The sequence below is a fragment of the Chryseobacterium elymi genome (assembly GCF_003385495.1).
Taxonomy (GTDB): domain Bacteria; phylum Bacteroidota; class Bacteroidia; order Flavobacteriales; family Weeksellaceae; genus Chryseobacterium; species Chryseobacterium elymi.
Genome location: NZ_QNUH01000006.1, coordinates 148,609 through 165,999 on the forward strand (window position 1 = coordinate 148,609; position 17,391 = coordinate 165,999).

Annotated in this window: 14 protein-coding genes; 8 read left to right on the forward strand and 6 right to left on the reverse strand. The window is 37.8% G+C overall.

All coding sequences use genetic code 11. From position 1 onward, the window contains the following. Positions 1-37 precede the first annotated feature (37 nt). The gene (gene amaB, locus DRF60_RS08925; protein ID WP_116011752.1) at positions 38-1,588 is read right to left on the reverse strand and encodes an L-piperidine-6-carboxylate dehydrogenase; all 1,551 of its coding nucleotides are present in this window, start codon (positions 1,586-1,588) and stop codon (positions 38-40) included. A gap of 134 nt (positions 1,589-1,722) precedes the next feature. Here amaB and DRF60_RS21365 point away from each other — a divergent pair, with 134 nt between their 5' ends. Next, complete coding sequence (locus DRF60_RS21365) at positions 1,723-1,875, forward strand: histidine kinase (RefSeq protein ID WP_040995320.1); 153 nt, start codon at positions 1,723-1,725, stop codon at positions 1,873-1,875. A 95-nt stretch (positions 1,876-1,970) separates the two neighbouring features. On the opposite strand, the gene DRF60_RS08930 is transcribed toward DRF60_RS21365, so the two are convergent. From DRF60_RS08930 to ccsB, 3 genes are all read right to left on the reverse strand, one after another. Next, positions 1,971-2,180: an Arc family DNA binding domain-containing protein gene (locus DRF60_RS08930; RefSeq protein WP_116011753.1), complete on the reverse strand. Its 210-nt coding sequence runs from the start codon at positions 2,178-2,180 to the stop codon at positions 1,971-1,973. 149 nt (positions 2,181-2,329) lie between these two features. Beyond that, positions 2,330-3,196: an SPFH domain-containing protein gene (locus DRF60_RS08935; protein WP_116011754.1), complete on the reverse strand. Its 867-nt coding sequence runs from the start codon at positions 3,194-3,196 to the stop codon at positions 2,330-2,332. Positions 3,197-3,422: 226 nt separating this feature from the next. Continuing rightward, the gene (gene ccsB, locus DRF60_RS08940; protein ID WP_116011755.1) at positions 3,423-6,692 is read right to left on the reverse strand and encodes a c-type cytochrome biogenesis protein CcsB; all 3,270 of its coding nucleotides are present in this window, start codon (positions 6,690-6,692) and stop codon (positions 3,423-3,425) included. Between the two features lie 602 nt (positions 6,693-7,294). Here ccsB and DRF60_RS08945 point away from each other — a divergent pair. The 5 genes from DRF60_RS08945 (at position 7,295) to DRF60_RS08965 (ending at position 14,025) form a co-directional block, all read left to right on the forward strand. Beyond that, a complete protein-coding gene (locus DRF60_RS08945; RefSeq protein WP_116011756.1) occupies positions 7,295-9,841 on the forward strand; it encodes an FtsK/SpoIIIE family DNA translocase in 2,547 nt (848 codons plus the stop codon). A gap of 64 nt (positions 9,842-9,905) precedes the next feature. Then, positions 9,906-10,553: a LolA family protein gene (locus DRF60_RS08950; protein WP_116011882.1), complete on the forward strand. Its 648-nt coding sequence runs from the start codon at positions 9,906-9,908 to the stop codon at positions 10,551-10,553. Between the two features lie 109 nt (positions 10,554-10,662). Next, the gene (locus DRF60_RS08955; protein ID WP_116011757.1) at positions 10,663-12,117 is read left to right on the forward strand and encodes an LptF/LptG family permease; all 1,455 of its coding nucleotides are present in this window, start codon (positions 10,663-10,665) and stop codon (positions 12,115-12,117) included. Positions 12,118-12,503: 386 nt separating this feature from the next. Next, positions 12,504-13,295, forward strand: a complete 792-nt coding sequence (locus DRF60_RS08960; RefSeq protein WP_116011758.1) for a hypothetical protein — start codon at positions 12,504-12,506, stop codon at positions 13,293-13,295. 88 nt (positions 13,296-13,383) lie between these two features. Further along, entirely contained in the window at positions 13,384-14,025 is a 642-nt protein-coding gene (locus DRF60_RS08965; protein WP_116011759.1) for a hypothetical protein, read from the forward strand. A 48-nt stretch (positions 14,026-14,073) separates the two neighbouring features. Here the strand turns inward: DRF60_RS08965 and frr are convergent, their stop codons facing one another. Together frr and pyrH are read right to left on the reverse strand one after the other, a co-directional pair. Beyond that, entirely contained in the window at positions 14,074-14,628 is a 555-nt protein-coding gene (frr, locus tag DRF60_RS08970; protein ID WP_116011760.1) for a ribosome recycling factor, read from the reverse strand. Positions 14,629-14,745: 117 nt separating this feature from the next. Beyond that, a complete protein-coding gene (gene pyrH, locus DRF60_RS08975) occupies positions 14,746-15,453 on the reverse strand; it encodes a UMP kinase (protein WP_116011761.1) in 708 nt (235 codons plus the stop codon). A 166-nt stretch (positions 15,454-15,619) separates the two neighbouring features. On the opposite strand from pyrH, the gene porQ reads away from it, so the two are divergent. Both porQ and cmk read left to right on the forward strand, forming a co-directional pair. Further along, entirely contained in the window at positions 15,620-16,612 is a 993-nt protein-coding gene (porQ, locus tag DRF60_RS08980) for a type IX secretion system protein PorQ (protein ID WP_116011762.1), read from the forward strand. 83 nt (positions 16,613-16,695) lie between these two features. After that, positions 16,696-17,370, forward strand: a complete 675-nt coding sequence (gene cmk, locus DRF60_RS08985; RefSeq protein WP_116011763.1) for a (d)CMP kinase — start codon at positions 16,696-16,698, stop codon at positions 17,368-17,370. Positions 17,371-17,391 lie beyond the last annotated feature (21 nt).

Sequence of the window (17,391 nt, forward strand, 5' to 3'; positions counted from 1 at the left end):
ATTTTTAGTTTTTGTTGAATTAACTTAAACCTAATTTTTATAAATCAAATTTAATCCCTTGTGCTAAAGGAAGTTGTGCTGTATAATTTATAGTATTGGTTTGTCTTCTCATATAGTATTTCCAAACGTCTGAACCGGATTCTCTTCCGCCTCCTGTTTCTTTTTCACCACCAAAAGCACCCCCAATTTCAGCACCTGAAGTTCCGATGTTTACGTTGGCAATGCCACAGTCTGAACCTGCATGAGAAAGGAATAACTCTGCTTCTCTCAGATTCTGTGTCATGATAGCAGATGATAATCCCTGAGGAACATCGTTCTGGATAGCAATTGCTTCCTCCAATGTTTTATATTTGATCAGATACAGAATCGGCGCGAAAGTTTCGTGCTGAACAATCTCGTAAGAATTTTTCACTTCTGCAATGCATGGCTTCACATAACATCCCGATTCGTATTCTTTTCCGCTTAAAACGCCTCCTTCAACTACAAATTTTCCACCTTCTTTCTTACATTTCTTGATAGCCTCTTCATACTGATTCACTGCATCTACATCGATAAGCGGTCCTACATGATTATTTTCATCCAGTGGATTTCCTATTTTCAACTGTCCGTATGCTTTTGCCAGTCTTGTTTTTACTTCGTTGTAAACGCTTTCATGAATGATCAGTCTTCTTGTAGACGTACATCTCTGTCCAGCCGTACCCACAGCTCCGAAAACAGCTCCTATAATAGACATGTCTATATCTGCATCTTTAGAGATAATGATCGCATTGTTTCCGCCTAATTCAAGAATAGATTTTCCGAATCTTTCTGCCACTTTTGAAGAAACCATTCTCCCCACTCTTGTAGAACCTGTGAAGGAAACCAGGGAAACCCTTTTATCATCAACCAGCTTCTGCCCGATCTCATGATCAGCAACCAGTACACTTGAAATACCTTCGGCAAGATTATTCTCCTTTAATACTTCAGACATAATGTTCTGACAGGCGATAGCACACAATGGTGTTTTTTCAGAGGGCTTCCAGATGGTAACGTTTCCGCAGATCCAGGCTAAAGCTGTGTTCCAAGCCCAAACTGCAACCGGGAAATTAAAAGCAGTGATGATTCCCACAACGCCAAGCGGATGGTATTGCTCATACATTCTGTGACCTGGTCTTTCTGAATGCATGGTATAGCCGTGAAGCTGTCTGGATACCCCTACTGCAAAATCACAGATGTCAATCATTTCCTGAACTTCCCCAAGACCTTCCTGAAGAGATTTACCCATTTCATAAGATACAAGTTTTCCAAGGTCATCTTTATATGTTCTTAATTTCTGACCTAACTGTCTAACGATCTCCCCTCTTTTAGGAGCAGGGATGGATCTAAATTCCTGAAACGCCTTCTGAGCCGTCTCAATTACTTTGTCATAATCACTTTCTCCGGAAGTCTTAATTTTAGCGATTAGTTTGCCATCTACAGGAGAAAAACTTTCTATCGTTTTCCCCGAAGCAAAATATTTTCCGCCCACTGAAGTCCCCTTATTTTCTTCTTTAATACCAAGGTTTTTGAGTGTTTTTTCGATTCCGAAATCCTTTACTTTTTTAGACATAAAATGTTTACTTTTCGTTTCCTCTAAAGATAGAAATATTATGCGAACCTCAAAATTTTAATTTTTAACATGCTTTTTATTTGGACTAATTATAAACATGCTTATCTTTGTGATGTAATATTTGACATTCAGACATGGAAAATTCACAGGAAAATAACAATTCGAAGTTCAAGAAGTGGTTCAAGCGTGTAGGCTGGGCTGGATTTGCATTTTTCACGATCAAAGGCCTGATTTGGCTCGTTATATTCTACTTCGGGGCAGATACGCTTCAAAGTTGTATAAAATAAAAAGCAGAGAAAATTTCTCTGCTTTGCTTTTTAATAAGGTTACTGAATTGTTATTATACTGCTATTAGTTTATTAAAACCAATCTTCACTCTCATCTATTCATCTTTATCCTCTTCTTCATCTTTCTTTTTCCTTCCTGAGCTGACCAGACTTTGATGCAGCAGATACTCGATCTGCCCGTTTACACTCCTGAATTCATCATTCGCCCACTTCTCCACCAGCTTATAGGTAGCTTCATCGATTCTTATGACGAATGATTTTTTGCCTTTAGTTTCAGAGGATTTTGAAGTTTTTTCCGATTTCATTTTTTCTCTTTGCCTGTTTAATAATACTTTTTAATATGCAAAAGATGCAAAGATTTCGTTTAAATAAACTTTATATCCTTTCGCAAGATGATTGCCCAGCTAAGTTTATTATGAAATCTAAGTATTCATTCTTCACTTTTTCTCTCCATTTAATTATAAAGAGTTCCTGCATTTAAAATTGGTTGGGCTGCTTTTTCACCACAAAGCACCACCATCAAATTGCTGACCATAGCCGCTTTTCTTTCATCGTCAAGCTCTACGATATTCTCCTCTGAAAGCTTTTTCAGAGCCAAGTCTACCATTCCAACAGCGCCTTCCACGATCTTGGTTCTTGCGGCTACGATAGCTGTAGCCTGCTGTCTCTGAAGCATAGCTCCAGCTATTTCTGAAGCATAAGCAAGGTGTGAAATCCTGGCTTCCTGAATCACAATACCTGCTTTTGAAAGACGGTCAGTAAGTTCCTGCTCCAAAATAGAATTGATCTTATCTCCTCCTTCTCTTAAAGTAATTGGTGCATGATCGTCTTCTAAATTATCATAAGGAAAACTCATCGCCAAATGACGCACTGCAGCTTCGCTCTGCATTCTTACAAAGTCCGAATAACGCTCCACATCAAAAGCCGCTTTATAAGTATCTCCTACTTTCCAAACCATCACAACAGCAATTTCAATGGGGTTACCCATTTTATCATTTACTTTCAGAGTCTGTCCCTGAAGGTTTTCTGAACGTAATGACATTTTCTGTGAAGAATACAAAGGATTAATAAAAAATAAGCCATTGTCCTTTACCGTTCCCACGTATTTTCCAAAGAAATTAAGCACCCTTGAATGATTCGGCTGAATAATCATCAGCCCCTTTAGAAAGAAGCAGAACAGCAGGAAGCACAGCATCGCAATGATCACGTATGTAATACTTTGCTCAACTCCGGAAATAAAAAAATAAACCGCTCCGGCAAATAAAACCAGACAGAATACTAATGCCAGATAGCCCGACATGGGCTTTAATACTTTTTCCATGATTGTAATTTTTAATTTGATACTATTTTGATATCATAAAGATATGGATAAGTTTTGAATTTTAAGTGATGAATGATGAATTTTTTTCGGATACGAGTTTTGAGTTGCAGGTACGGGTTATAACCTCAATAATATCAAAAGTGAAAACCCTTATCCCGCATTCTGCAACACACAAAAAATCCCGGAAAATAAATTCCAGGATTTCAGTTGTTATATTGTAAACGTTTTATTTCTTCATTAATACTTTAAATTTGAAGTAAGAAACAGCTGATAAAAGAAGCATTGTTCCTAATCCGATGTATACCCAGGCCGGAACCGGAACCGGATCTCCAGCTGCGTAGGAGTGAAGTCCACTCAGGTAATAATTCACCCCGAAGTATGTCATTACCATAGAACAGAATGCAAACATAGTAGCTACGTGGAATGCCCATCTGCTTCTTAATCCCGGAACCAATCTCATGTGCAATACGAATGCATATACCATAATAGAGATGAAAGCCCATGTTTCTTTCGGATCCCAGCTCCAATATCTCCCCCATGATTCGTTGGCCCAGATACCTCCTAAGAAGTTTCCTACAGTTAAGGCAAAAAGACCGATCGTCAGTGACATTTCAGAAACGATAGTTAATTCCTTTAATGTCGTGTCATGGTGAAGCTTGTGAGTGTCCTTGTTGGCAATAATAAAGAATACCAGACAGATCACAGCAATAATCATTGAAAGGGCAAAAAATCCATAACTTGATGTAATGATTGCTACGTGAACAATCAGCCAGTAAGATTTCAGTACCGGAACAAGCGGCGTAATCTGCGGATCAAGCGCTGAACCTCCGTGCGCAAATCCCATCATAATAACCGCCACCATGAATCCTGCAGCAGGGATCAGAGCATTAGCATTTCTGTACAGGAGAAGTCCTGCCGTAATACCTACCCAAGAGATAAAGATAATCGCTTCATATCCGTTACTCCAAGGTGCGTGTCCTGAAATATACCATCTCGCTACAAGACCTAAGAAGTGACATAAATACCCAACCAAGCCTATAGCAATGATTACCTTGATTACTTTATTTAAAACCTTATTAGATTTGAATAATTCTACAAATCCTAAGATTAGAATCAGCCCCCCGATCAGAGTGTAGAAGATCAATAATTTAAAGTTAATATTCACTTTGTTCATGAAAACCTCAAGATCCACTTTAGATTTTGCAGGAACAACTGCTTTACCCCATTTCTGCTGATATTCTGAAAGTTTTGCCAGTTCAGCATCTGCCTTGCTCCAGTTTCCTGTTTTCTGAGCGGTAAGAGCTTCTGCAAAATAAGGCCCCATTACCTGCTGCGATTCCATATCCGGCTCGAATTTCTGATCCAGCCAAGAATGCCATGTGTGGTTGGCATCATTCTTTACAGGAACGATTCTCATAAACTGACCACTGAAAAACTCGTTGAAAATCTGCACTCTTTCGTTTACAGAAATTACTTCTTTGTCATAATTGGTCTGCTCAGAAGGTTTTTTACGGAATGCCGTGTTATAATCACTTTCCAGAATATAGGTAAGATTACCGTTGGCATCTGCCGGGAAAAGATTCATCAGCGAAGTGTACCCTTCATCATCAGCTTTTGTTTTATTTTTTAATTCGTCACCTCCCTTCGTTCCCACTTTGATCATAGGAACCATAGTCCAGCTTGGAGTATCCGTGTTGATGGAAAGGAACCATTGATTTGCTGTCAGAAATTTTCCGTCTGTTCCTTTGAATTCGTCTTTCTTATATAATTTTCTTAAAATATCTAATGCTGCTGTATTGATAGGAACAATTCTTCCATCGAAATTCTGCACCAGAAGGTATCCGAATTTATCAGCATGTTCTTTATTGATTCTGTTTCGTGCAATGATTTCATCCGGAGAGATAGATCTCATTTTGTTCATTGGTGTTGCCAGAGAGTTCTGTTTTGGAGCGGCACCATCAAGAGGTTGGACAGACGGAGCCTGCGCGTGAGTATGTCCGTCACCTTCTACATGTACATGTTCCCTGCTTCCGTCAGTGGTCCCATGTGTTTCAATTTTCTGTGCGCTTAAGCCTAAACTTAATAACACTAAAAGGACTGCTGCTGTCTTCTTTTTGTTAACATCGGTCAGCATTTTATTTAGTTTCCAGAAGTGAGTTCCCTTCCAGAAGAAGATCACAAACATTCCTAAGAACAGAAATCCATACCCGATGTAGGAGATAATCGTTCCCCAGAAATCGTGATTTACAGAAAGTACGGTTCCCATTCTGTCCGGATCAAAGCTTGACTGGAAGAAGCGATAACCTTTATGATTAAGAACGTGGTTCATGTAAATTTTATATGGAGTTTCTTTTCCTTCGTCAATAATTTTTACGTGACTTTCATAAGCACTCGGAGAGCTACTTCCCGGATAGGTTTCCATCACAAAATCATCCAGTTTCAATGCAAAAGGCGTATTATATATTTTAGGTCCGAAACCTACCATAATATTCAGGCCGTCCATTGTTACCTGCTTGTATGCATTCGGGTTTCCTTTTTCTACAGAAAGATCTACCATTTGTTTTGTTTTTGGCCCCTGGAGTTCTATTCTCATTACGTCGGGTACCATGGCATCTTTCTTTTTATCACCCTCGAAAGCCATGAGTCTTCCTTTTTTAAGACCTTCCGGAACAACCAGTTTCAATTCGTTGATGGTATATAAACTTCTCAGTACCAAAGGCTGGAATTCATCTTTCTTTGTACTTCCCGTAGCCTGCGTTGCCATAGTCATAAAGGCAGCATCAACAGGAGTTTTAATGAATAGTTTTCCATCTTCTTTTTTAAATTCTACGGCACCTTCAATCGCTCTGTTGAACGTTACCAAAGTTCCGTTGATGGATTTTGTCTCTCCCGGTTTGATGTAAATATTCTGCCTTCCGGTAGTTCCGGTAGACACCAGGTGAAGATATTCTGCTCCGTTGGGTTCAGCAATTAAACTGTCCTTCTTTCTCTGGATATAATCTTTGGTGAACACTTTCACTTCCTTTCCGTGGAAATCATAAGTTGCCTTAAAGTCTTTATGTAAAGGTGACATCAGGTAAGGAACATCCTGATAGTTAAGAACATCTCCTTTCTCCTCGATCTGGATCTTAAAGAAATTCTTATCCGTCACAATCTCATTGGAAGTTTCACCTTCTCTGATGTGCATGGTCCCTTCAAAACTGATATATCTTGTAATAGCACCTCCTATAAAAATAAGAATGAAAGAAAGGTGAAATACCAGAACGGGCCATTTTTCTCTTTTCCAAAGACGATACCGTGCGATATTCCCTATGAAGTTGAGAATGAGCAGAAACATGATTAGTTCAAACCATTTTGCTTCATAAATTAACGCTTTAGCTGTAGGAGTTCCGTAGTCGTTTTCTAAGAACGTTGCATACGCCATTGCAAATGCATACACCAGTAACAGCACAGCCATTGTTCTGGTTGAGATAAGAATATCTTGGAGCTTCTTCATGATTTATTTTACTTGACATGCAAAAATAAGGATGATAAACAACAAAGAAGCTAAAAAAAGCTGTTTTTTGTCATTTAAAGGCCTATTTCAGTTATTTTGAACCATTCTTAATAATGCAAAATTCATTACGGAAAATTCAATTTTTAAGATCATAAAATTCCGGATATAATTTACCTATCCCAATGATTGAGATATTCTATCTCAACAATAAAATATAAAGTTAGTGAAGAGTAATCATTATTCTCAAGAACCTTAACATTTTAAATAAGAAACCACCTTTACTGTAATTCTCAGCACTATTTAGAAAATATTTTAATGTAATATTGTTAACAAAACCAAGGTCACATAAAATATCAGAACATTTTTGATAAGATTTTTCATTTTTTTTACGTTTTTAAACTTTATGGAACAAAATTAGTGGAGCAATAGCTGCTGATATTTGAGCTAGGTCAAAAGCACCTAGTGTAAGTATATTTCAGTGAAAAAAAATGTCTTAAAAACGCTGTATAATTTTAAAAAATAACCCTAAATTACGCTATCTTTTTGAAGAAAAAAAGATTCTATTAATGTTGAAAAAACATTAAATTTGCCACATTGATATTATGGATAAAAAGACACAGACAAAACAGACCGAATCGCCTGATAAAGGCAGAATATTATCTAAGCCGCGCATATTTTTCGGGCTTACCTTTATACTTTTCTCTGTCGTTCTGGCATTTTCGTTCGTCTCTTATTTGATGAACTGGAAAGCAGATCAGAGCCAGGCAGGAACTATGACCGACAAAACTATAAAATCTTCAAATATTTTTGGGAAGGTGGGCGATTGGCTGGGAAATATTTTTATATTCGAAAGCATCGGGATCGCATCGTTCATCATTGCCTTTCTATTTTTGGTTGTGGGAACCTTGATTCTTAAAAAAAGAACCTTCAAACCTTGGAAAACCATCGGACATTCTTTGTTTTTCATCTGCTGGCTTCCTATTTTTATGGGAGCAGTGACTAAAGGACAAGGTGTTTTGGGAGGTGTTTACGGATACCAGATCATGGATTATCTGAATGCTATCATTGGCCCTGTAGGACTTTGGGTGGTACTTGTTTCAAGCATTCTTTTATATTTCATTTTGGAATTCAATCTTCGTCCGAGCTCTATTAAAGCTAAGCTGGACAAGATCAATGACAGTACAATCGGCAAAGTTAAATCCATGATGCCAAGTTCCGAGGAAAACTTTGAGGCAGATACCGAACTTGAAGAGGAAGCTGCAGAAGCCGGCCAGAATGTTACCGTTACAGACGTTTCAAATAAAGCAAAAACTAAAGAGCAGGAACCGATAAACGTTCCTAAAGGATTTCCGGAAGTTCAACCCCTAACAGACCCGGAAACTATAGTAACGCCTAATCAAACTTCTTTCGAAGAGGAAAAAAAGCCTGTCAGCTTAAATCTGAATGCAAAACCTTATGTTCCTACTTCAACTCCGGAACAGGCTTTTGATGTAACACCGGTAAGTCCGGCTATTAGTCCGGTTCCACCAGTTTCTACCCCAGCGCAGGATAACATTAAATTTAATGTAGAGATCGCTCCGGTAGTAGATGTACTGGATGATTCGGACAGAAAATCACAGGAACTTGTAGAAAAACACGGACTGTATGATCATAAACTTGATCTGGCGGGTTTCCAAATGCCTACAGTGGAATTGCTGAAAGATTACGGAAGCGAAGAAATCTCAATTAACCAGGAGGAATTAGAAGAAAATAAAAATAAAATTGTAGGCCTTTTAAAGAACTTCAATGTCGGCATCTCCGAGATCAAGGCAACGATAGGACCAACGGTTACTTTATATGAAATTGTTCCGGAAGCCGGAATCAGAGTGTCAGCTATTAAAAAACTTCAGGATGATATTGCCCTGAACCTTTCTGCCTTAGGAATCAGAATCATTGCCCCAATGCCTGGAAAAGGAACGATAGGAATTGAAGTGCCGAGGAAAAATCCTACGATGGTTTCCATGCGTTCTGTTATTGCTTCTCACAAATTCCAGAATACGGACATGGATCTCCCTGTAGTTTTCGGAAAAACTATTTCTAATGAGGTATTCATGGCCGATCTTTCAAAAATGCCTCACTTACTGATGGCAGGTGCTACAGGTCAGGGTAAGTCTGTAGGAATTAATGCCATTCTTACTTCTCTCCTCTATAAAAAACATCCAAGCGAACTCAAATTCGTTATGGTAGATCCTAAAAAGGTGGAACTTTCATTATACTCAAAAATTGAAAGACATTATCTGGCTAAACTTCCTGATGCTGATGAAGCGATTATCACAGACACTAATAAGGTGATTAATACCCTGAATTCACTTTGCATAGAAATGGATACAAGATATGACCTTCTTAAAAATGCATTCTGTAAAAACTTAAAGGAATACAACAAAAAGTTTACGGAAAGAAAATTAAATCCTGAAAACGGACACCGTTTTCTCCCTTATATTGTATTGGTTGTAGACGAATTTGCCGACCTTATCATGACCGCAGGTAAAGAAGTTGAGCTTCCGATCGCCAGACTCGCGCAGCTTGCAAGAGCCGTAGGAATTCACCTGATTGTTGCTACGCAGAGACCTTCTGTCAATGTAATTACGGGTATGATCAAGGCTAACTTCCCGGCAAGGGCTGCCTTCAGAGTAATTTCCAGTGTGGATTCAAGGACTATTCTGGATTCCCCGGGTGCAGACCAGTTGATCGGTAAAGGTGATATGCTTTATTTCAACGGAAATGAGATCTTAAGACTTCAGTGTGCATTCGTAGATACACCTGAAGTGGAAAGATTGGCAGAATATATCGGCGAGCAGAAAGGTTATTCATCCGCATTCCTGCTTCCTGAATTTGTGTCTGAAGATTCTACCAGTACAGTAGGTGCTTTTGATCCGAATGAAAAGGATGCCTTGTTTGAAGAAGCTGCAAGAATTATTGTTTCTACACAGCAGGGATCTACTTCTATGCTACAGAGACAGCTGAAACTGGGCTACAACAGAGCAGGCCGAATTATGGACCAGCTTGAAGCCTCTGGTATCGTGGGAGGATTTAATGGCGCAAAAGCAAGAGAGGTGATTATCAGTGATCTACATTCTTTGGAACAGTTTTTGGAAGATTTGCGTAGTTAAAGGAAAAATGCTTTATAAATTAAACCTTGAAGCATTAGAATGTTTAAAGTTATTAAATAAGAAAATGAAAAATATTATTTCAAAAGTTATAGTCGGAAGTTTTGTAATAGGTGCTGTAGGATTTGCCCATGCACAAAAAATTGATGCAAAAGCTAAAAAAATTCTTGACGATATCACAGCCAACTACAAATCTAAAAAGAATTCTTACTTCAAGTTTTCTTTCGGAACTGGTGTGAATGGACAGGTGACGAAAACAGAACCGGGAATTTACTATTCTGCAGGAGATAAATACAAGCTGAAGATCATGGATACTGAACAGATCTTCGACGGAAGCAAAATCTACAATATCAATGCAGATGACATGGAGGTAACCATTGCAAAACCTAACGGAAGCAGCAGCATGTTCTCCCCTATCAATTATCTTTCAACCTACAGAAATGATTATAATGTAACTTATAACGGGAAAAAGAATGTAAACGGAGTGAATGCAGATTTCATTCAATTAACTCCTGTAAAATCCAACGGAATTCAACACGTCTATCTTTTTGTAGATTCTGCGAAAAAGCAGATGGTGAAACTGGAGCAGCACGGAAATAATAAAGATGTAGCTGTAATTGCCATCAAGGAATACAAGGAAAATCAGACCCTGGATGCTAATATGTTTGTTTTTGATAAGAATAAGTTTAAAAACTACATCATCACAGAGCTTTAAAGGAGAAAAAGGGAAAAGAGTCATTTACTTCTTCACCTGTTAAATAAAAAGTAATAAAAATATAAGAGCCACAAGTAAAACTTTGTGGCTTTTTGATTAATTTTGGCGCATGTTAAAAATACTAGACCGATATATCATAAAAACCTTCTTTGGACCGTTTTTCTTTATATTCAGCGTTTTGTTTTTCATCTTTATTGTAAACATTATCTGGGTTCAGCTGGGGCAGTTCATGGGAAAAGGATTAAGCTACTGGCAGATCCTTAAACTTCTTTTTTACCTTGGAGTGAGCGTTATCAGTATGGTACTGCCGCTTACGATCCTTTTGGCGAGCATCATGTCCTTCGGTGAGTTTGGAGAGCGGTATGAACTCGCAGCAATGAAGGCCGCAGGAATTTCCCTTACAAGAGTAATGGCACCCCTGATGGGAATATCAATCATACTAGCGGTCATGCTTTTCTTTTTCTCCAACAACATTATTCCTGATTTTCAGAAAAAGGCAAAAAACATGCTTTTCAATATTGCACAAACCAAACCGGCGCTTAATTTTACGCCCGGACAGTTCATCGATCAGATTCCTGGGTATATGGTAAAGTTTGATAAAATCAATGGTGAAAATGGTGAAAGCATTGAAGGCGTTTTTATACATAGAAAAGCCGGCACTTATGAAAATCAGCAGTCTATTGTGGCAGAAAAAGGAAAATTTGTGCCTGCAGCTAATAAAAACTATCTGAAGCTGGAGCTTTATAATGGTTATATACTTGAAGACAATTTTGCAGGAAAAGGTGAGAATGTAAGACTGAAACAACCCGATCAGTCCATCAAATTTGACACTTTAGTTTCACACTTTGACATCAGCGAGATCATTAACAAGGCCATTGAAAAGGAGCAGATTACGGACGATTACCGTTTTCAGACGTATGGTCAGCTTAATGGAACGGTTGCTAAAAATAAGAAAGAGAATGCCACATTTTTTTCAAATATCGGTGCTGATGTTTTGAGCCAGACCAATTCCGTGATCAGTTATATGGATATAACGAAATCCAAAGCAGTTGCAAAACAACAGATCAAGCTGGATACCGTAAAGGAACAGAAAAAACTGGAGATCATCTCTAATGCCTATAACAGGCTGGATAATCTGAAATCTACATCCATGGGGAAAAAGAGTGAATTCAGCTCAAACGTAAAATACTTCAGCAAGGTTGTTATTTACCAGCAGAGAATTATTTCTTATTCCGTAACGTGTATTATCTTTTTCCTGATTGGAGCCAGTTTAGGATCCATTATCAGAAAAGGAGGAATGGGACTTCCGGTAATCATCGCAATCGTTATTTTCATCGTTTTTTATGTAATGAATCTTGGTATTGAAAACATTGCATGGGGAGGCGGAATGAATCCCTATCTGGCAGCATGGCTTCCTAACCTTATCCTTCTGCCATTCGGAGTATGGATGACCTATAAAGCGCTTACCGATTCACAATTATTTGATGCTGAAAAATATAAAGCAGTCTTCAAACCAATCACAAAGAGATTCTCAAAAAACAAAGAACATCAGAGATATCAGTAATTCTCTATTAAACGATTTAAAAATTAAAGATATTTAGTCCCGGTATTTCCGGGGCTTTTTATTGGAAGCTGTAGTATTTAACCTGAGTTCGGGATAGGAAAACACCTGAAATTGTATTTTTATCGCAAAGGCAAACAAAGCAGATCTTTTGACATGTTAATAAGAAAAACAAGGGCATTTCATTCAGCAAAGTAAGACCAATACATTTTCCCTGTATTGCTTAAGTGAAACGGCTTTGTCTATCTTAAAAAATTAAATGAATGCTTTTTAAAGCTTTTGTTTACCCTTGCGTTTAATTTAATCCTTATCCCGTATTCAGGTTATTTATTTCTTTTTGTTATAAGTTATAAAAGCTATATTTACAAAAGTTTGTTAAAAACAATAATATGAAAAAAACATTACTATTTAGCCTGTTTACATTGATATCATTCAATACCTATGCACAGGAAGACCACACAGATTATGAATTGAGAACCGATGAAAAATACGGTTATATTATCGATAAGGGTGGAAAGAAAATTGAAGGAATTGTAAGACTGAACGGAGATGCTATGAACCCGTGGAGCAATCAGAAAAAAGTAAAATTCGTGGCAGTGTCGGATATCGATAAGTCCAAGAAGAAACAAAAGTTCAAGACCCTCGATCCGGACGACATTAAAGAATATGTTGCCTTTGATGAGAACAATGATGAAAGACATTTTGAAATGATCAAGTATACCAATACCAAAGAAGGCTTTAATACAGCTACCGGAGGTTTAAGTGGGAATATCAAAGCATTCAATAACCTTACAAAAAGTAATCAGTTTGCAGAAGTGGTAAAAGACGGTAAGATCAAAGTCTATAAATTATACGGCTACCCTACCACATTCTCCGCCGGCGGCCAGATCGCAGTAGCAGAAAAGGAAACAGAAAGAATGAGAAATTCCCCTTCTTACATTTATTCTAAAAAAGGAGGTAAGATTGAGGAACTGACTCTAGCCAAAGCCAAAATGATCATTGCAGACTGCAGCTATGCAAAAGGCAAGTTAACAAGCGGCTCTTATGCCTCGCTTAAAAATGATGAAAAGAAACGATCAGGGTTAGGAAAACTGATCAAAAGCCAGATTGACGATGTGATGTCCAATGTCCCGCAAATTGTGGAAGAAGTTATCACGGATTACAACGAAAACTGTAAATAAAAACTAAGTACAGAGACTTTCCATTGAAAGTCTCTTTTTTGTTGCTGTAGAATTTTTGTAATTTTATAAACCTCCAAATAGCTATCATATGAGAACAATGCTCATCGCAGCTATACTGTTGCTTGCTTTTTCGTGTAAAAAAGACAAAAATAAGGCAACTCATACGACATCTGTTTCCACTAACAGCATGATTCTAAAAAAGAATCCACCCCAGAAACATACAGCTGACTCTATAGCCGAAATAAAAAAGGAATATGGTATTCTTCAGACACACCTGGAGGCAAAAAAATTGAGATCCAATGGTTTTACATATAACTGTAACGAAGAACCCTCAGGAGAAGCTACTTTCTTTTCGGATAAGGATGAAGTTAAAATAATAGAACATTTTTATACTGAACACAGTCATTTTTCAGCATCTGAAAAATATTTCATTAAAAACGGAGAACCCTTCTTCATATTTAAAAAAGAAACCGTGTGGAGTTTTGATGGCGGAACGCCGGAAAAGCCAATCACTAAAGATGACATTACAGAAACGCGCATCTATCTTCAGAATAATAAACCTCTGAAATGTCTTGAAAAGAAATACAGCATAAGATCGGATAGCAAAGAAAAGAATATTTCGGATCAAATCTCCGGAAAAGAAATTCAGTGCAGTCCAGGTGAACTTTTAAAAACCTATCAGTCCCTGTTGAAACATAAAAATCAGAAAGGAGAAATAAAATGTCTGTAAACAAAAGAGGCTTCATATGAAACCTCTTTTTTATTTTTAAATCTAAAATTATACTTTCATAATTTCAGCTTCTTTCGTCTTAAGATGCTCGTCACAAAGTTTTACATATTTGTCAGTAAAAGCCTGGATCTCGTCCTCCACACCCTTTACAACATCTTCAGAAATACCTTCTAACTTTTTAAGTTCTTTCAACCCGTCCTGTCTCGCATTTCTTACTGTTACTTTGGTACTTTCAGCTTCTACTTTAGCCTGCTTTGCAAGTTCTCTTCTTCTCTCCTCTGTTAAAGGCGGAACGTTAAGAATGATATTTTCTCCGTTATTAGAAGGTGCAAAACCTAAGTTCGAATTGATGATTGCTTTCTCAATAGCACCGATAGCAGTTCTGTCCCAAGGCTGAATAGAAATAGTCATTGCGTCCGGTACAGAAACATTCGCAACCTGGTTCAGAGGAGTTGGAGCTCCATAGTATTCCACCATTACATCCTGAACCATTGCCGTAGAAGCACGTCCTGCTCTAATTCTTTGAAATGCATGATCCAAGTGCTTTACAGCAGCGTCCATGTCGTGCTTTACAGATTCTAATATAAGATCTAATTCTTCCATTATATAGTTAAAATTTGATAAATTACACATTTTTATAAATGATGATTGATAAGTAATAAATGATCAGTAATGAATAAAATTCAAATTATTAAATTTTTCAATTACTTAATCCATCACCTACAAATCTACTAAAGTTCCTACATTCTCTCCATCCACAATTTTCTCTAAATTCCCATCCTTATTCATATCAAATACGATAATCGGTAATTTATTCTCGTGGCTTAAAGTGAAGGCTGTCATATCCATTACTTTGAGATTTTTAGCATACACCTCGTCGAATGAAAGTGAATTATATTTTACAGCATCTGCATTCTTTTCAGGGTCCATATCATAGATTCCGTCTACTCTGGTTCCTTTTAAAATTACATCTGCACCGATCTCGATAGCTCTTAAAGTCGCTGCTGTATCTGTTGTAAAATAAGGGTTTCCTGTTCCAGCCCCGAAAATTACTACTCTACCCTTTTCAAGGTGTCTTACTGCTCTTCTTTTGATGAAAGGCTCAGCTACTTTATCCATTTCAATCGCAGACTGAAGTCTCGTTTTAATTCCTGCATCTTCCAACGCTCCCTGAAGAGCCATTCCGTTGATCACAGTTGCCAGCATTCCCATATAATCTCCCTGCACCCTATCCATTCCTTTTGCAGCACCTGCTACTCCACGGAAAATGTTTCCTCCTCCAATAACGATCGCAACTTCGCAGCCTTTTTTCACTACTTTCTTAATCTCTTCTGCATATTCCTGCAGTCTTTCATTGTCTATACCATATTGTCTGTTCCCCATTAAGGCCTCACCACTCAGTTTAAGAAGGATTCTTTTATATTTCATCTTTAATTTTTAATAAGCTTTACCGGAGTAATTTTCTCCGAAATTTAATTTTGCAAATATAATCATTAAAAATATTGAATAAAGAAAAATATTTACGCAGAAATAATGTCAGAAATATTTTGATAAGTACGAAAAAGGATTATTTTTGCATTAATTATAAATTGAATTGAAGAAAATTGTCATTTTTTCATTATTTCTATCAGGAATTGTTTCTTATGCACAAACAGGAACAAATGTTTATCCTTTCTTAAACATCCCTGTATCTGCCAGACAGGCTGCCTTAGGTGGCGATGCAATTTCCATCAGAGATCATGATGTTTCCTTTGCTATTGCAAACCCGGCCCTCTTAAATAAAGATTCAGACAAACAGCTTTCAGTGAATGCCGCAGCTTACTTGGCTGACTCCAAATATGGAACTGTTGCCTATGCCAGAGACTTTGATAATGGACATATGGCAACTATCAATGCCAGATACATGACCTACGGAAGCATTCCCAGAACCGATGAAAGCGGCGAACAAAACGGCGAATTCAAAGCTTCAGATGTAGCAATAGGTGCAGGCTATGCTTATCAGTTCGAAGAAGACTGGACTATTGGTGGTGGCATCAATTTCATTACTTCAAAAATTGACAACTATACTTCTTCTGCCATCTCCGGAACTGCAGGAGTTACCTACCATAATAAAAAGAACAAAGAAGTTCTTTCCCTTGTCATGAGGAATTTTGGCTTTCAGCTGAAATCATTCAACGGAACCAGGGAAGACCTTCCGTTCAGGGTAGATCTCGGATATACCAGAATTCTTAAGGCTATTCCACTTGCCGTTACCATTACGGCCCACGATCTTCAACAGTTTGATATTTCTTCGGAATATAATGTGAACGGTCAGGAAGTAGGCTTCGGAAGAAAGCTGGCAGACCACTTTTCTATAGGAGCAGAACTTTTTCCTGAAAAAAGTTTCAATATCAGGCTTGGGTATAATGCGAAAAGAGGAAACGAACTTGCCGTGGCAGATCAGAGAAATTTTTCGGGACTTTCAGGCGGATTTGGAATTAAATTACGAAGATTTCGTATAGACTATGCCCATATCCGTTATCACAACTCATCCAACGTCAACCAGATAGGAATCTCTATGGACCTTAGCAGCCACGCAGGAGAGTAATTCCAAAACGAAAATTTACATAACAATATAGATTTTCTTCTGTACAACCTTGATTTTTTAAAAAAATTCTTGAAATTTGCGGTATGAAAAAACCTGTAATAGCTATCGATGGGTACTCGTCTACCGGAAAAAGTTCAATCTCCAAAGTGATTGCCGATAAACTGGGCCTTATACACCTGGATACCGGTGCACTTTACAGGGGAGTTACATGGTTTGCCATACAAAACTGCATGAATGATGATGGCTTTATCGATCTTCAGGAACTATTCTCTTCCTTAGATCAGATTGAGCTTGAATTTAGAAACAGTGACAACGAACTGGTTCTTTACCTCAATCATATTGATATTTCAAAACAGATCCGCACCACAGAAGTTTCAGATAATGTAAGTATTGTCGCAAAACAAAAAGAAGTAAGAGATTTTCTTCTTCAATCCCAGCGTTCGCTGGCAGAAAAAGGAGGCATTATTATGGACGGACGTGACATAGGGACAGTAGTTCTGCCAAATGCGGACTATAAATTCTTTCTTACTGCCAGTATTGACGAAAGGACCAACAGAAGATATTTTGAACTGGCAGGCATGGGAATCCAGACAGACAGAGAACAGGTAAAGCAAAACCTTACAGATCGCGATAAGATTGACAGTGAAAGGGAAATAGCCCCGTTAAGGCAGGCTGAAGATGCCATCGTTATCGACAATACAACGCTTACAAAAGATGAAACCATAGATCTGATTCTATCTCACATTAAAAAGATTTAACAATTTTTAATAGGCACAATA

Coding starts and splice junctions, on each gene's coding strand:
- cmk (WP_116011763.1), top strand. CDS start 16,696: ATGAAAAAACCTGTAATAGCTATCGATGGGTACTCGTCTACCGGAAAA.
- ccsB (WP_116011755.1), bottom strand. CDS start 6,692: ATGAAGAAGCTCCAAGATATTCTTATCTCAACCAGAACAATGGCTGTG.
- DRF60_RS08960 (WP_116011758.1), top strand. CDS start 12,504: ATGAAAAAAACATTACTATTTAGCCTGTTTACATTGATATCATTCAAT.
- pyrH (WP_116011761.1), bottom strand. CDS start 15,453: ATGAAATATAAAAGAATCCTTCTTAAACTGAGTGGTGAGGCCTTAATG.
- DRF60_RS08945 (WP_116011756.1), top strand. CDS start 7,295: ATGGATAAAAAGACACAGACAAAACAGACCGAATCGCCTGATAAAGGC.
- DRF60_RS08955 (WP_116011757.1), top strand. CDS start 10,663: ATGTTAAAAATACTAGACCGATATATCATAAAAACCTTCTTTGGACCG.
- amaB (WP_116011752.1), bottom strand. CDS start 1,588: ATGTCTAAAAAAGTAAAGGATTTCGGAATCGAAAAAACACTCAAAAAC.
- DRF60_RS08930 (WP_116011753.1), bottom strand. CDS start 2,180: ATGAAATCGGAAAAAACTTCAAAATCCTCTGAAACTAAAGGCAAAAAA.
- DRF60_RS08965 (WP_116011759.1), top strand. CDS start 13,384: ATGAGAACAATGCTCATCGCAGCTATACTGTTGCTTGCTTTTTCGTGT.
- frr (WP_116011760.1), bottom strand. CDS start 14,628: ATGGAAGAATTAGATCTTATATTAGAATCTGTAAAGCACGACATGGAC.
- DRF60_RS08935 (WP_116011754.1), bottom strand. CDS start 3,196: ATGGAAAAAGTATTAAAGCCCATGTCGGGCTATCTGGCATTAGTATTC.
- DRF60_RS21365 (WP_040995320.1), top strand. CDS start 1,723: ATGGAAAATTCACAGGAAAATAACAATTCGAAGTTCAAGAAGTGGTTC.
- DRF60_RS08950 (WP_116011882.1), top strand. CDS start 9,906: ATGAAAAATATTATTTCAAAAGTTATAGTCGGAAGTTTTGTAATAGGT.